Annotated in this window: 14 protein-coding genes; 6 read left to right on the top strand and 8 right to left on the bottom strand. The window is 71.1% G+C overall.

Going from position 1 to position 13,719, the window contains the following annotated elements; all coding sequences use genetic code 11:
• Window positions 1-7: 7 nt before the first annotated feature.
• Window positions 8-451: a cell wall biosynthesis glycosyltransferase gene (locus tag E8A49_RS20825; protein WP_293386118.1), complete on the top strand. Its 444-nt coding sequence runs from the start codon at window positions 8-10 to the stop codon at window positions 449-451.
• Here the strand turns inward: E8A49_RS20825 and E8A49_RS20820 are convergent.
• The 4 genes from E8A49_RS20820 to E8A49_RS20805 form a co-directional block, all read right to left on the bottom strand.
• Window positions 386-2,005 carry a lytic transglycosylase domain-containing protein gene (locus tag E8A49_RS20820; RefSeq protein ID WP_293386116.1) on the bottom strand — a complete coding sequence of 540 codons (1,620 nt, stop codon included), beginning with the start codon at window positions 2,003-2,005 and terminating at the stop codon, window positions 386-388. The two genes, E8A49_RS20825 and E8A49_RS20820, sit on opposite strands and share 66 nt — an antisense overlap.
• Window positions 2,006-2,085: 80 nt before the next feature.
• The gene (locus E8A49_RS20815) at window positions 2,086-2,910 is read right to left on the bottom strand and encodes a uracil-DNA glycosylase (RefSeq protein WP_293386114.1); all 825 of its coding nucleotides are present in this window, start codon (window positions 2,908-2,910) and stop codon (window positions 2,086-2,088) included.
• Window positions 2,911-3,128: 218 nt separating this feature from the next.
• Window positions 3,129-4,331, bottom strand: coding sequence for a class I SAM-dependent methyltransferase (locus tag E8A49_RS20810; RefSeq protein ID WP_293386112.1), 1,203 nt, complete (start codon window positions 4,329-4,331; stop codon window positions 3,129-3,131).
• A 12-nt stretch (window positions 4,332-4,343) separates the two neighbouring features.
• On the bottom strand, window positions 4,344-5,483 hold the full coding sequence (locus E8A49_RS20805; protein WP_293386110.1) for a zinc-binding dehydrogenase: 1,140 nt from the start codon (window positions 5,481-5,483) through the stop codon (window positions 4,344-4,346).
• A gap of 117 nt (window positions 5,484-5,600) precedes the next feature.
• Here E8A49_RS20805 and E8A49_RS20800 point away from each other — a divergent pair, with 117 nt between their 5' ends.
• Window positions 5,601-6,218, top strand: a complete 618-nt coding sequence (locus E8A49_RS20800; protein WP_293386108.1) for a DUF938 domain-containing protein — start codon at window positions 5,601-5,603, stop codon at window positions 6,216-6,218.
• Here the strand turns inward: E8A49_RS20800 and E8A49_RS20795 are convergent.
• Entirely contained in the window at window positions 6,215-6,379 is a 165-nt protein-coding gene (locus E8A49_RS20795; RefSeq protein ID WP_293386106.1) for a hypothetical protein, read from the bottom strand. The genes E8A49_RS20800 and E8A49_RS20795 overlap by 4 nt on opposite strands.
• Before the next feature lie 13 nt (window positions 6,380-6,392).
• The gene (locus E8A49_RS20790) at window positions 6,393-6,821 is read right to left on the bottom strand and encodes a hypothetical protein (RefSeq protein ID WP_293386104.1); all 429 of its coding nucleotides are present in this window, start codon (window positions 6,819-6,821) and stop codon (window positions 6,393-6,395) included.
• Window positions 6,822-6,932: 111 nt separating this feature from the next.
• Here E8A49_RS20790 and E8A49_RS20785 point away from each other — a divergent pair, with 111 nt between their 5' ends.
• Window positions 6,933-7,409 (top strand): VOC family protein, encoded by a 477-nt coding sequence (locus tag E8A49_RS20785; protein ID WP_293386102.1) that lies wholly within the window; start codon window positions 6,933-6,935, stop codon window positions 7,407-7,409.
• A 3-nt stretch (window positions 7,410-7,412) separates the two neighbouring features.
• Here the strand turns inward: E8A49_RS20785 and E8A49_RS20780 are convergent, their stop codons facing one another.
• Together E8A49_RS20780 and E8A49_RS20775 are read right to left on the bottom strand one after the other, a co-directional pair.
• Window positions 7,413-7,895, bottom strand: a complete 483-nt coding sequence (locus tag E8A49_RS20780; RefSeq protein ID WP_293386100.1) for a hypothetical protein — start codon at window positions 7,893-7,895, stop codon at window positions 7,413-7,415.
• 14 nt (window positions 7,896-7,909) lie between these two features.
• Window positions 7,910-9,109, bottom strand: coding sequence for an SGNH/GDSL hydrolase family protein (locus E8A49_RS20775; protein ID WP_293386098.1), 1,200 nt, complete (start codon window positions 9,107-9,109; stop codon window positions 7,910-7,912).
• 159 nt (window positions 9,110-9,268) lie between these two features.
• On the opposite strand from E8A49_RS20775, the gene E8A49_RS20770 reads away from it, so the two are divergent.
• The 3 genes from E8A49_RS20770 to E8A49_RS20760 all read left to right on the top strand — a co-directional run bounded on the left by E8A49_RS20770 (window position 9,269) and on the right by E8A49_RS20760 (window position 13,685).
• Window positions 9,269-10,945, top strand: a complete 1,677-nt coding sequence (locus E8A49_RS20770; RefSeq protein ID WP_293386306.1) for an electron transfer flavoprotein-ubiquinone oxidoreductase — start codon at window positions 9,269-9,271, stop codon at window positions 10,943-10,945.
• 131 nt (window positions 10,946-11,076) lie between these two features.
• Window positions 11,077-12,798, top strand: a complete 1,722-nt coding sequence (locus tag E8A49_RS20765) for a tetratricopeptide repeat protein (protein ID WP_293386096.1) — start codon at window positions 11,077-11,079, stop codon at window positions 12,796-12,798.
• Window positions 12,795-13,685: a 4-(cytidine 5'-diphospho)-2-C-methyl-D-erythritol kinase gene (locus tag E8A49_RS20760; RefSeq protein WP_293386094.1), complete on the top strand. Its 891-nt coding sequence runs from the start codon at window positions 12,795-12,797 to the stop codon at window positions 13,683-13,685. The genes E8A49_RS20765 and E8A49_RS20760 overlap by 4 nt, the downstream gene beginning before the upstream one ends.
• The last annotated feature ends 34 nt before the right edge of the window (window positions 13,686-13,719 follow it).

The raw sequence follows: 13,719 nt of genomic DNA, 5'->3' as shown, positions 1-13,719 counted from the left end.
TGGCGCCATGCTGAGCGTTATCGTCGAAACGGCGGAGGCGGGTGACCGGCTGCCGGCCCTGCTGGCGGCCCTGACCTCCCTGGCGGTCGAGGGGCTGGTGCGTGAGGTGCTGATCGCCGGCGGCGGCCCGCCGGAGCTGTTGGCCGTGCTGCGCGAGGAGACCGGGGCGGAGCTGTCGACGGACCTTGCCCAGGGCATCGCCGCGGCGCGCTCGGAGCGCCTGCTGGTCTTGCCGGCGAAGATCCGGCTCCGGGCCGGCTGGCTGGAGATGCTGGCCAAGCACCTGCGGAGCGGCGGCGGCGACGCCCTGATCCTGGGCGAGGGCGGCGGAGTGTTCCGGGAAAAGCCGTTCGGGGTGCTGCTGGCGCGGCCGGCGGCGGCGGGCCTAGCGCATCCCGATCTGAAGCGGCTGCGCGGCCAGCTGGCTCGCGGCGCGGTTCGGCTGGCCTAGGTCGAGCCGGTCGTCGATCACGCGCGCGCCGCCGGCCAGGGCGTCCAGGCTGGCGTTCGGCTGGCCCCACATCCTGCGGTAGGTCCAGTAGCCGGCCATCACCCGCTGGACATAGGTCCGTGTCTCCTGGGCCGGCAGGCATTCCATGAGCAGCAGCGGGTCGGCGTCGTCGCCCAGCATCTGGGCGGTCTTCAGGATCGGGCCGGGACCGGCGTTGTAGGCGGCGACGGCGCGCATCAGGTTGTGGCCGACGCCGCGCTCCAGCAGCCAGGCGAAGTAGTCCTGGCCGACACGCAGGTTGTAGGCCGGCTCGAGCAGCGGCGAGGGATCGCGCTGCAGGTTCTTGTCGCCGGTCGCAAGCGCCGCCGAGCCCGGCATCACCTGCATCAGTCCCGTGGCGCCCGGCCGCGAGACCGCCTGCGGGTTGAAGCGGCTTTCCTGGCGGACGATGGCGTAGACCAGGGCCTTATCCAGGGTGAAGCCGTAGGCGGGCTGCAGATCGGGCGCGGGATAGTCGAGGTCGCCTGAGCGCGGCGGGGCGTAGCGTTCGGCGAGCGAGCTCCCCATCGCCATGGTCAGGGCCTGCCAGTTCGCACGCTCAGCGGGCGTGCGGGCCAGCGCCAGGCCGGCGCGTAGCTCCTGGATGGCGTCGGAGCCCCGGCCGATCTGCGCCAGGGCGGCGGCCCGGTGGGCGCGCGGATCGGTGATCACGAACTGCGCCAGGTCGGGGGAAGCGCCGGGCGCCGGGCCGGCGTAGGCGGCGAGGATCAACCGGGCCACCGGGTCGTCGGCCGCCTGGGCGCTGGCGTCGCGGGCCAGGTTGAGTTGGCGGCCGGCGACTATGCCGTAGAACGTTTCGGAGTTGCGGGCGGCGACGCGCAGGAACTTGGCGGCGGCCTCCGTGTCGCCCTGGGCGGCGGCCGAGCGGCTGGCCCAGTAGGCGGCGGCCGACTGCATCCAGGCGTCGCATTCGCCGTCGCGGGCAAGGTCGGCGAACGCCTCGCCGGCCTTGTCGTAGGCGGCCAGGCGGTAGTTCGCCAGGCCGACGATCCAGCGGTCGCCGGCGGCGGTGGCGAGGGGCAGGGCCTTCCTGACGTCGCCGGAGAAGAAGGCCTCGCGCCCACGGCGCGCCTTGTCGGACAGCACCGGGTTGGCGATGCGCGGCCCGTCGCCCAGGTCCATCGGCCGCGGGCCGGCGTCGGCCATGGGGTCGGTCTTGCGTTTCGCGGCAAGCTGGAAAATGCGGTCGGCCACCGGCAGGTCGCGGAACTTGGCCAGCCAGTCCGACAGCTCGTCGAAGGCGGCCACATGCGCCGTGGGATGCATCAGCTGATGGAAGGTGATGTAGCCCAGCAGCGAGCGGTCCTGGACGGCGGCGCTCTGCATCTGGGCGTCGATGAAGTCGCCCCGGTCGGTGGCGTCGAAAGCCGCTGCATAGGCGCGGGCGTCGTCGCTCGACAGCGCCGGCGGCGCTTCGGCGGCCGCCGCACTGGCGATGGAGGCGGAGCAGGCGAGGGCGAAAACCCCGGCCCACAGGCGCTTCTTCAGCGTCATGCCGTCTCTTTCGCGCGGACCCCGTCTTCTTTCCGGCGGGCGGCGCGCGATCCTCTTCTCGAAGTCCCCGACGCCTAGGGTTATGCGGGACGCTCCGGCCGATCAAGCCTTTCCGTGAGCGTCATAAGGTCCGACCAGGCCTGTTTCTTCGCGGGCGGCTGACGGAGCAGGAAGGCGGGGTGAAGCGTCGGCATCGCCGGCAGCTCCATCGCCCCATCGCTGGAGCGCCATTCGCGCCAGCGGCCGCGCAGGGACAGGATGCCCTGGTCGGTCTGCAGCATCGACTTGGCCGCGGCGCCCCCCACCAGCAGCAGCATCCTCGGCCGGACCAGCGCGATGGCGCGCTCGACGAAGGGCGCGCAGACCGCCTGCTCCGGCAGGGTCGGCGTGCGGTTGCCGGGCGGGCGCCAGAAGACGGTGTTGGTGATCAGCGCGCGGCCCGTCAGCCCGGCCGCCGCCAGCATCTTGTCCAGCAGCTGGCCGGCGCGGCCGACGAAGGGCTGGCCCTGGCGGTCCTCGTCCTGACCGGGGCCTTCGCCGATCACCATCAAGGGGGCGTTGGGCTCGCCGCGGTAGACCACGGCCTGTGAGGCCGCGCCCTCGAACTTCAGCGGGCAGCCGTCGAAGCCGGCGATGGCGGCGGCCAGGGCCTCCAGGCTGTCGGCGGCGGCGGCGAGCGCGCGGGCCTCCGCGATCGCGCCCGAGACGTCGGCTTGGGCCGGCCGCAGCGGCGAGGGCGGCGGAGCGGCGGCGGCGGGCGCTTTGCGCGCCATCGGTTGCGGCGGGGCGATGCGGCCCGCGGCGATCCGGTCGAGCGGCTCGTCCAGCAGCATGGCGTCCACGCCGGCGTCCGCCCAGAAGGCGAGCAGGGCTTCGGCGGCGGCGTTGGAAGCGGCGGCGGTCACTTCGGAATCATGGCCGCCTCGACGCGGCTTGTCAGCAGGCGAGTGGCGCCCGCGCCATAATCAGAAAACCCCGGCCCGTTAAGGCCGGGGCTCCCCGAGCGTCCAGTCTCATTTCAGGTGTGCGTGGCGACCTGACGATGCAGACCCTGCGGGCGGCGGTAGGGCGTTGCAATGGGCCTCAACCAAGGTGCGAATTCCTCGCACGCGGGGGAAACGCCTCAGGTGATCCGCATCCAGAAGCTGGCGCCGTAGAGGTCGAGGTTGGTCAGCGGACCTTGCCGCAACACGGCCCCGGCGTGGGCGGCCAGGGCTGAGTCGCGGCCCACGAACCAAGCCGGGAACAGTATCTCGAAGCGCGGGGCGCCGAACAGCAGGGCCGTGGCCAGCAGGTATTGCTCGTTCCACAGCCGGGGCACGTGGCCGGAGATGTAATCGAAGGGCAGGTAGATGTCGTGGATGTGCACGATCACCCCCGGCTTCAGCCGCGGCAGGATCTCCAGGAAGAAGACGGTGACGTCGGAGCCCTGGAAGCTGCGGTGCGAGGAATCCAGGAAGAAGATGTCCCCGGGCTCGAGGGATTCGAACAGGCTGGCCGGGCAGGCTTCCAGCGGCTGGCGGATGACCTCATCGCACAGCCGGTCGATCTCGTTGCGCGGTTGCGGGTCGATGGAGGTCAGGCGCGTGCGCAGGCCGTAGAGCTTGACCGCGCGGCGGGCGAACTTGGTGGAGACGCCCGAGCCCACCTCGACGAAGCGCCTGGGGTCATGGTCGCGCAGCATGCCGGTCAGCGCCATGCCGTCCAGCGGCGGGAACCAGCTGTTGAGCCAGAAGGGCTCGGCCTCGTCATAGCGGCCGCGCCACGGCGTCCTGGCGAAGTCCGCCTGCAGCTCGCCGAGGCGATTCAGGAAGGCGGCGTACCGCTCCCGCCCGCCGCCGATCAGCCGGGCGAGCTCCGGATGCGCCGGCCGCCCGGCGCCGTAGCGGACCGTCGCCTGGTAGTCGTAGTCGATCACTTTGAAATTCTGCCGCCAGAACTCGGTGGAGAAGGCCTGGCTGGCCAGGGGCGGCGAGGCGTCAGCGTGGTCCCGGGGCGGAATCTGGGCCTCGATCCCGCGCGCATAGGCCGCCGCCGCCTCGGCCCCGCGCCCGGTGTCGCGCAGGGCGACGGCCAGGTCGAACCAGACGCGCGGATTGTCCGCATCGCGCGCCGCCGCCGCGCTCAGCTGCGCGATCGCCTCGTCCTGGCGGCCGAGCTTGAACAGGGCGATCCCCAGCAGACGTTCGGCCAACGGGTGGCCCGGCGCCACGGCCAGGATCTGGCGAAGGCCGTCCTCGGCGTGGTTGACGAAGCTGTCCCGCAACCAGTGCAGACACTGGGCGACCTGGGCGGCGTAGGGGTCGGCCGGCGGCTCGGCTGACATCGAATTCCGGTCCTAGGCCAGGCCCTTGTTCGGATTGATCAGGTACTTCTCGCCGGTCGTCTTCCTGTTGTAGGCCGCCGCGACCTTGGGATCGAGCGCCTCGGCCAGGCCGATCTCGGCGGTGTAGTGGCTGGCGAAGGTGGTCGTGAGCTCGTCGGCCACCCGCTGGCGCAGCTTCTGCACCTCGGCCGGCGGGCTGCGCATCAGGAAGTAGGTCAGGAGCCAGCCGCCCAGGCCCCAGGCCATTCCGAAGTTGCGGACCAGCTCGCTGGGGCCGGTGTCCAGGCCGCCGTAGATGTAGACCTGCTTATGCGTCGCCGAGCCGTAGCGGCTGTAGACCGGGGCCGTGCGGACCAGGGCCGCTTCCATGGCGCCCAGGATCTGGCCCGCCAGCTTGCCGCCGCCGATGGCGTCGAAGGCCAGCGTCGCGCCGGTCTCGGCCAGGGTGTCGGTGAGGTCGGCGACAAAGCTGGGCGAGGTGGAATCGAGGACGTGCCTGGCGCCGATGTCGGTCAGGATCTTCGCCTGCTCGGCGTTGCGCACGATGTTCACCAGGGTGACGCCGTCGGCCAGGCAGATCTTCTGCAGCATCTGGCCCAGGTTGGAGGCCGCCGCGGTGTGGACGAGCGCCTTGTGGCCCTCGGCGCGCATGGTGGCGACCATGCCCAGCGCTGTCAGCGGATTGACGAAGCAGGACGCCCCGTCCGCGGCGCTCGCGCCCGGCGGCAGCGGCAGGACGTCGGCGGCCTTGAAGGTGCGGTACTGGGCGTACATGGCCCCGCCGAGGCCGGCGACGGTCTTGCCGAGCAGGGCCTGGGCGGCCGGATCCGAGCCCGCGGCCACCACGGTTCCCGCGCCCTCGTTGCCCACCGGCAAGGACTGGTCCACGCGGCCGGCCATGGCGCGCATGAGCTGTTGCGGCACGCTGGCCGTCAGTGTCGGCCCATCGCCTGCCTTGGCGGTGGAAAGGTCCGCCGCGCCCAGCAGCAGGCCGAGGTCGGACGGATTGAGCGGCGTCGCCTCCACCCGCACCAGCACCTCGTCGGCGGCCGGATCGGGAATGTCGACGCGGGCCAGCGAAACCTCGAGTTCGCCGCTGGACTTGATCAGCGAGCGCAGCTGCAGGCCGGAGCCCGGGTTTCCGTCGGCCATGGTGGTTCTCCTCGTTCGAGGCGCGCACAGAACCGCGTTGCGCCGGCTGCGGCAACCTCAGAAGCCCTGGCGGGGCGATCAGCGACGCTGGCCGCCGATCGGTCTAGGGTCCGCGCCATGACCGACGCTCCGCCCGCCGCCGCCCGCACCTCGCCCGCCACCGCGCGCAACCGCCAGCCGATCCTGGAGGTCCTGGCCCCGCGCCTGGCCTCCGGGGCGCGCGTCCTCGAAGTGGCCAGCGGGGCGGGCGAGCACGCGGTGTTCCTGGCCGCCGCGCTGCCCGGCGTGACCTGGCAGCCGACCGACCGCGACGACGAGGCCCTCGCCAGCATCGCCGCCTGGCGCGAGGCGGACGGTTCGCCGAACCTCGCGCCGCCGCTGCGGTTGGACGCCGCGGACCTGGCGACCTGGCCGGCCGGACCCTTCGAGGCGGTGGTCTGCATCAACATGGTCCACATCTCGCCGTGGGCGGCGAGCGAGGGGCTGATGGCCGGCGCCGGCCGCGTGCTGACGGCGGGCGGCCGCCTGTTCCTCTACGGTCCCTATCTGGAAGCCGAGGTCGAGACCGCGGCCAGCAACCTGGCCTTCGACGCCAGCCTGAAGGGGCGCGACCCTGCCTGGGGCCTGCGCGGCCTGGCCGACGTCAAGGCGCTAGCGGCGGCCCATGGCCTGGCCTTCGCCGGGCGCATCGCCATGCCGGCCAACAATCTCGTCGTGGTGTTCGACAAGGCCTAGGTCTTGAGGTCGGGTCGCGAGGCCAGGAAGGCGGCCTTCTCGGCGGCGGTGAGCACTTTGCCCTTCTTCTGGCGCGACACCTTCGGTGTCGGCGGGGCGTAGACGCCGGCCGGCGGCGAGCCGCCCTTCAGGTCGGAGAGGCGCTTGGGCGGAGGCTTCATGCGGCGGGCGTCCTCAGCGTTTGCGGAAGCGTTGGGCTTCGGCGGCCAGGGAAACGCCCCAGGGATCGGGACGGTCGTCCTCCGGCTGGAAGGGCAGGGACCCGGCCACGCCGCGCAGGGCGAGCCAGAGCTGCTGGTTGAAGTGGCCGAGCACCCGCAGCGGCCGGCGCTTGTCGTCGGTGACGTCCCAGCCCTCGGCCTCGAAGGCCAGGACCTGGGCGGGGATCGGCAGGCGCTCGGCCTTGTCCCAGGCGGCGGGCCGCGGATGGTCCTCGGCCTCCTCGGCGGTGAGGCCGAAGTTGGCCCGCGAGCAGGCTTCGATCTCTGGATGCTCAGCGCGGGCCTCAGGCTCGGCGAACTCGCGCTTCAGGAGGGCGCGGTACTCCAGGTCCGCCACGCCCGGCAGGTCGATCAGGCGGCGGAGCGGCGGCGTGCGGTCCATGGCCCTGGCCTATCGCGGTTTCGGTGATTTGGCTGGAGAAAAGCGCCGTGCGATGTCGGAACAACGCCTTTCCCGGCGTCCTTTGGGCCAACAGCCCTTCCGGAGGTCCCTATGCCCAAGATCCATCCCTTCTTGTGGTTCGATACTCAGGCCGAGGCGGCGGCGGACTTCTACGTCTCGGTGTTCCCGAATTCGAAAATCCTGCGGACCATGCGCAATCCGGAAGCCGCGCCGGGCCCGACCGGCGGCGTGCTGACGGTCGAGTTCGAGCTGGATGGTTTCCCGGTCACCGCCCTGAACGGCGGCCCGCATTTCCACTTCTCCGAGGCGGTCTCCTTCTGGATCAGCTGCAAGGATCAGGCGGAGGTCGACCGCTACTGGGAAAAGCTGTTGGACGGCGGCGAGCCCAGCCAGTGCGGCTGGCTGAAGGACCGCTTCGGCTTCTCCTGGCAGGTGGTGCCGGACGGCTTCTTCGACATCATGAACGGGTCGGACCCGGCCGGCCGCGAACGGGCGATGGCGGCGATGATGAAGATGGTGAAGCTGGACCTCGCCACGCTGCAGGCGGCCTACGTCGGCGAGGGCTAGCGCCTAGCGGTTGATCTCGACCGCCAGCACCCAGGCGTTGGCCAGCGCCACGAAGTAGGTCAGCAGCATGCCTGGAACCAGCCAGTAGACACCCGGCGCGCCGCGCAACAGGAGCTCGCCGCCGGACGCGGTGATCAGGGCCGCCATCACCTGCCCCAGGATGGCCGCGGTCAGGGCGCGGCGGCGGAAGGCTGCGTCCATGCGCCGGAAGCTGTCCACGTGCAGCCAGATGATCACCCCCCAGGTGAACAGGCCGCCGCAGAGCACCTGGCCGCCGAAGCTGGCCGGGGTCTGGCCGGGCACCAGGAAGAGCAGGGACAGCACCAGGTTCATCAGGAGGACCAGCAGGGCCTCCTGCGCCCGGTTCGGCAGGTAGCCGGAGCTCACGATCTTATTCAGGTTGAGCGAGACGCCCACGAACACCAGGCCGGCGAGGGACGCCGAGGCGCCCACCTGGGCCATGAAGAAATTCTCCCACCCCGGCATGGCGGCGTCTCCGGTCACTGGAACAGGCTGAGGTCGACGGCCTCGCCCATCACCCGGTAGCCGGAGTCGTTGGGGTGCAGCCAGTCGCCCGACTGCAGCTCGGCGCGCATGCGCTCGGGCTTGGCGGGATCGCGCATCGCCGCGTCGAAGTCGATGACGCCGTCGAACTCGTGGCCGGTGCGGATCCAGGCGTTGATCTTCTGCCGCTCCGCCTCGCCGGCCGCGCTGAAGTAGACCGCCCCGCCATAGGGCAGGATCGTGCCGCCGATGATCTTCATCCCGTGCTCATGGGTCCGCGCGATCAACTGACGATAGCCGGCGATGATCTCGGCGGCGGCCGGCGTCGGCTTGGTCATGCCGAGGTCGTTGACGCCCTCCAGCACCGTCACGTGGGTGACGCCCGGGATGGCCAGCACATCGCGGTCGAAGCGGGCCAGGGCGTTCTGGCCGAAGATCGGCAGCTGCTCGGTCAGGACCCGGTTGCCGCTGATCGCCGGGTTGACCACCGCGAAGGGCCTTTTTCCGGCGTCCAGGCGCTCGGCCAGCCGGTCGGGCCAGCGATGGTTCCCATTGTCCGTCGAACGGTAGCCGTCGGTGATGGAGTCCCCGAAGGTCGCGATCACGGGCCGCAGCGGCGCGGCGGTCTCCACGTCGACCTGCGTGAGGAAGGCGCGGTAGTCGGGGGCGTCCTTGGCGGGGGCGGGCGGCGCCTGGGTGGCGTCGCCGGGCGCGATCGAGACGAGGTCCATCCCCGTCATGTGGCAGGTGCAGCCGTTGCTGTCGGCTGGCAGGTAGAGGGCGACGCGTAGGCTTGCGAGCGCCTTGGTGGGCAAGGCCACCGGATCGCTCAGGAGGGGCGACCCGGCCGGGATCGTGGCGGCGGCTTCGCCGGAGAAGGTCACGGCGTGCGCGCTGCCCGGAACCACGACGCCGTCCCGCCCGACCAGGGCGACCCGAACGGCGCCGATGCGCAGCGGCTTCGGGCCATATTCGTTCGACAGGCGGATCCGCAGGCGTGAGCCCCCGGCCGAGAGGCGCACGACCTGGGTGATCGTCTGGTTGTTGAAGGTGGGCGTGCCGCGGGCGGGATTGTTGGCGGGCGCCGCCATGGGCATGGCGGGCGAGGCGGCCCAACTGCCGATCCAGCGGCCGTTCGCCGCCTCCGCGCCGGACGCAGCGAAGGCGAAAGCGCAGAGCAATGCCAGCAGGCGCATGATTTTCTTCCCCAACCCCGCGGCCTTGGCCGCCTGATTTCTTCCCCAAGACCGCGGCTTTCGCCGCGTGTGGCGCATGGTTCTTGCTTGACCGCCGCCATGTGACCTTCCGATAAGTCGGGCGAGGGATCAACGGAGCGCCGGGGCATGAGCGAACCAATGGCCAACGAGGCCGAAGTCCGCGAGGCGATGGAATATGACGTCGTCATCGTGGGCGCCGGGCCGTCAGGCCTGTCGGCGGCGATCCGGCTGAAGCAACTCGCCCAGGCGGCCGGGACCGAGGTTTCCGTGGCCGTGCTGGAGAAGGGCTCCGAGGTCGGCGCCCACATCCTGTCCGGGGCGGTGATCGACCCCAAGGGGATCTCCGAGCTGTTCCCCGACTGGAAGGCTATGGGCGCGCCCCTGGAGACGCCGGTCACCGCCGACCGTTGGCTGATCCTGGGGCCGCAGGGCTCGCTGCAGCTGCCGACCTTCGCCATGCCGCCGCTGACCCACAACCACGGGACCTACATCGCCTCCCTGGGCAACGTCTGCCGCTGGCTCGCCGAGCAGGCCGAAGCCCTGGGCGTCGAGGTCTATCCCGGCATGGCGGCGTCCGAGGCGGTGTTCGACGAGACCGGCGCCCTCAAGGGCGTCGTCGCCGGCGTGTTCGGCATCCAGAAGGACGGCAGCCACGGCCCGGACTACCAGCCGGGCATCGAGCTGCACGGCAAGTACGTCTTCGTCGGCGAGGGCGTGCGCGGCTCGCTCTCCAAGCAGCTGCGCGCCAAGTTCAGCCTGGGCGAGGGCGCCGACCCCGAGAAGTACGGCATCGGCCTGAAGGAGCTCTGGCAGGTGCCGGACGAGGTCTTCCAGCCGGGCCTGGTGCAACACGCCGCCGGATGGCCGCTGGACGACCAGACCGGCGGCGGGGGCTTCCTCTATCACTTCGGCGACCACTATGTGTCGGTCGGCTACGTGGTGCACCTGAACTACAAGAACCCCTGGCTCTCGCCGTTCGATGAGTTCCAGCGCTACAAGACCCATCCCGACATCGCCAAATACCTGAAGGGCGGCAAGCGCATCGCCTATGGCGCGCGGGCCATCTCCGAGGGTGGGCTGCAGTCGGTGCCACGGCTCTATTTCCCGGGCGGCGTCCTACTGGGCGACAGCGCGGGCTTCGTGAACGTGCCGCGCATCAAGGGCAGCCACAACGCCATGAAGAGCGGCATGATGGCCGCCGAGGCCGCCTACGCCGCCCTGCAGGCCGGCCGCCAGCGCGACGATCTCGTGGAATACGAGCAGGCCTACCAGACCTCCTGGGTGCGCAAGGACCTGAACCTGGTGCGCAACGCCAAGCCGATCCTGTCGAAGTTCGGCACGGCGTTGGGCGGGGTGCTCAGCATGATCGACATGTGGTGCACCACCCTCCTGGGCGGCTTCTCGTTCCTGGGCACGATGCACCACGAGAAGAACGACGCGGACTCGACGGGGCTGGCGAAGGACTACAAGCCCATCGTCTATCCGAAGCCTGACGGGGTGCTGTCCTTCGACAAGCTCTCCAGCGTCTTCCTGTCCAACACCAACCATGACGAGAACCAGCCGGCGCACCTGAAGCTGCGCGATCCGGCGGTGCCGGTGCAGATCAACCTGCCCAAGTACGGCGAGCCGGCGCGGCTCTACTGCCCGGCCGGGGTTTATGAAGTCCTGTATGACGATAAGGGCGAAAACCCGAAGTTCCAGATCAACTTCCAGAACTGCGTCCACTGCAAGACCTGCGACATCAAGGACCCCTCGCAGAACATCGACTGGACCACGCCGCAGGGCGGCGACGGACCGAACTATCCGAACATGTGACGGCCCGTTCCTGCAAAAGGGAGCTGGTTTAAGGGCTCCAAAACCTCCTGCGGCGCGTATGGTCGTCGACTGTTGCTTTGTGACGCCGCGCCGCCTTGCCGCGGCCATCCTTAGGTCCGAAGGTTCGCGACATGCGCCTTTCCCTGCTCCTCGCCGCCGCCCCGTTGGTTCTCCTCGCCGCCTGCGCCACCGCGTCGGGCGGAGCCGGCCCCGGGCCGTCGGCCTCCGCCGACGCTCCGGTCCGCGAGGTCGCCGGCAACGCCTCGCCCTATGGCATGTTCCTGGCCGGCGAGGCCGCCCTGAACAACGGCAAGAGCGTCGAGGCCGCCAGGTTCTTCGACCAGGCCCGGCAGGAGACCGGCGATAGCCTGATCGCCGAGCGCGCCTTCACCTCGGCCCTACTGGCCGGTGAGATCCAGAAGGCCGCGGCGCTGGCGCCGACCGGCGACGACGCCACCGAGGCGGCCAAGCGGCTCGGCAAGCTGGTGGTGGCCGTGGAGGATATCGCCGACGGCAAGGGCCAGGCCGCCAAGGCGATCCTCACCGACCAGAACATCGCCTTCCCGCACAAGTCGGCCGCGGCCCTCTTGGCCCCCTGGGCGGCGGCCCAGGTCGGCGACCTGGAAGGCTCGCTGGTCCGCCCCGAGGTGCGCGGCGACCGGCTGGTGGACTATTTCGGCCAGCTCGGCCAGGCGGCGCTGTTCGAGCGCGCCAAGCGCTATGACGAGGCCGAGACCGACTTCAAGGCGGCCTTCTCGGTGGAAAACCCCACCGAGATGGCGGTGTTGTCCTATGGCGGCTTCCTGGAGCGGCGCGGCCGCCGGGTCGATGCGCTCGCGGTCTACGCCGAGGACCTGTCGCACGATCCGGACAGCTTGGCGGTGAAGGCCGCCCAGGCGCGCGCCGCCGCCGGCAAGCCCGCCCCGCCGCCGCCGACCATCCGCGAAGGCGCCGCCGAGGCGTTGATCGCGCCGGCCGCCACCATGATCGCGGCCAAGCAGACCCAGCTGGCGCTCGCCTATCTGCGCCTGGTGCTGCGCCTCGATCCCACGCGTGACGACGCCTGGGTGATGGTCGGCGACCTGATGGAAGCCTCCGGCGACCTCGACTCCGCCCGTGTCGCCTACGCCCATCCGAAGGCGGGCTCGACGGAGTTCTCCACCGCCCAGGCCAAGCTCGCCTGGACCTATCAGAGCGCCGACGACAAGGAGACCGCGCTGAAGCTGGCCCGCGCCGCGGCGATCTCGGGCGACATCGACGCGCGGATCACCCTGGCCGACCTGCTGCGGTCCGACGAGCAGTACGCCGAGGCCGTGAAGGTGCTGGACGGCGTGATCGCCGATCAGAAGACGCCGGACTGGCGGCTGCTCTATTCCCGCGGCGTCGCCCAGGAGCGGCTGGACCACTGGCCCGCCGCCCAGGCCGACCTGCAGGCCGCCCTGAAACAGCGTCCCGATGAGCCGGAGCTGTTGAACTATCTGGGCTATTCCTGGATCGACCGTGGCGAGCACATGCAGGAGGCGCTCGGCATGGTGCAGAAGGCCGTGGCCGCCGACCCGCGCTCCGGCGCCATGATCGACAGCCTGGGCTGGGCCTACTATCGCCTGGGCGACTACAAGCAGGCGGTGGACAAGCTGGAGCAGGCCGTCGAATTCGAGGCTGGCGATCCGGAGATCAACGACCACCTGGGCGACGCCTACTGGCGGGTGGGCCGCAAGGACGAGGCGCAGTTCCAGTGGCGGCGTGTGCTGACCCTGAAGCCGGACGACAAGATCAAGGCCAGCGCCGAGGCCAAGCTCGCTTCGGGCCTGGGGCCGGACGGGCCGGCGCCCAAGCTCGCCAAGGAGCCATGAGGCCCAGCGCCTTCGCGCCCGCCAAGGTCAACCTCTTCCTGCACGTGGGCGCGCCGAGGCAGGGCGGCTATCACCCGATCTGCAGCCTCATGGCTTTCGCCGACGTCGGCGACCGGCTCTCGACCTTCGAGGCCGAAGCCCTGGCCCTGCGGGTCTCCGGACCCTTCGCCGGCGACCTGGACGGCGAGGGCGACAACCTGGTCCTGCGCGCCGCGCGCGGCTTGATCGCCGAGGCGCAGCGGCCCATGCCGCCCCTGGGCCTCAGCCTGGACAAGCGCCTGCCGGTGGCCTCGGGCCTCGGCGGCGGCTCCAGCGACGCCGGCGCGGCCTTGCGCCTTCTGCGCCAGGCCCTGGAGCTGCCGGTGGACGACGCCCGGCTGGAGGCGGTGGCCGCGGCGCTCGGGGCCGACGGTCCGGCGTGCCTCTGGGCCGCGCCGGCCATCGCCGAGGGGCGCGGCGAGCGGCTGAGCCCCGCGCCCGGCCTGCCGCCGCTGGACGCGGTGCTGGTGAACCCGCGCGTGCCGGTCTCCACGGCGGGCGTCTACCGCCGCTTCGACGAACTGGGACGGTTTGGCGACGTTGCGCCGCCCGCCATGCCCGAGGCCTTCGAAAGCGCCTCGGAGCTGGCCGGCTGGCTGGCCGCCCAGCGCAACGATCTTGAGGCGCCGGCGGTGGCCGTCGCTCCGGAGGTGGGCGCGGTGCTGGAGACCCTGGCGGGCGAGCCGGAAACCCTGCTGGCGCGGGTCTCGGGCTCTGGCGGCACCTGTTTCGCGCTCTGCGCCGGCGACATCGAGGCCGAGGGCCTGGCCGAGCGGATCGAGGCGCTGTCGCCCCACTGGTGGGTGCAACGCTGCCGCCTGGGCGGCCCTTGGCCGGACGCTGAATAGGAAGTCCACGAAACGAAAACGGGGGCCCCTAAGG

The sequence above is a fragment of the Phenylobacterium sp. genome (assembly GCF_004799515.1).
Classification (GTDB): domain Bacteria; phylum Pseudomonadota; class Alphaproteobacteria; order Caulobacterales; family Caulobacteraceae; genus Phenylobacterium.
This window is presented reverse-complemented; position numbering and strand designations above follow the sequence as displayed.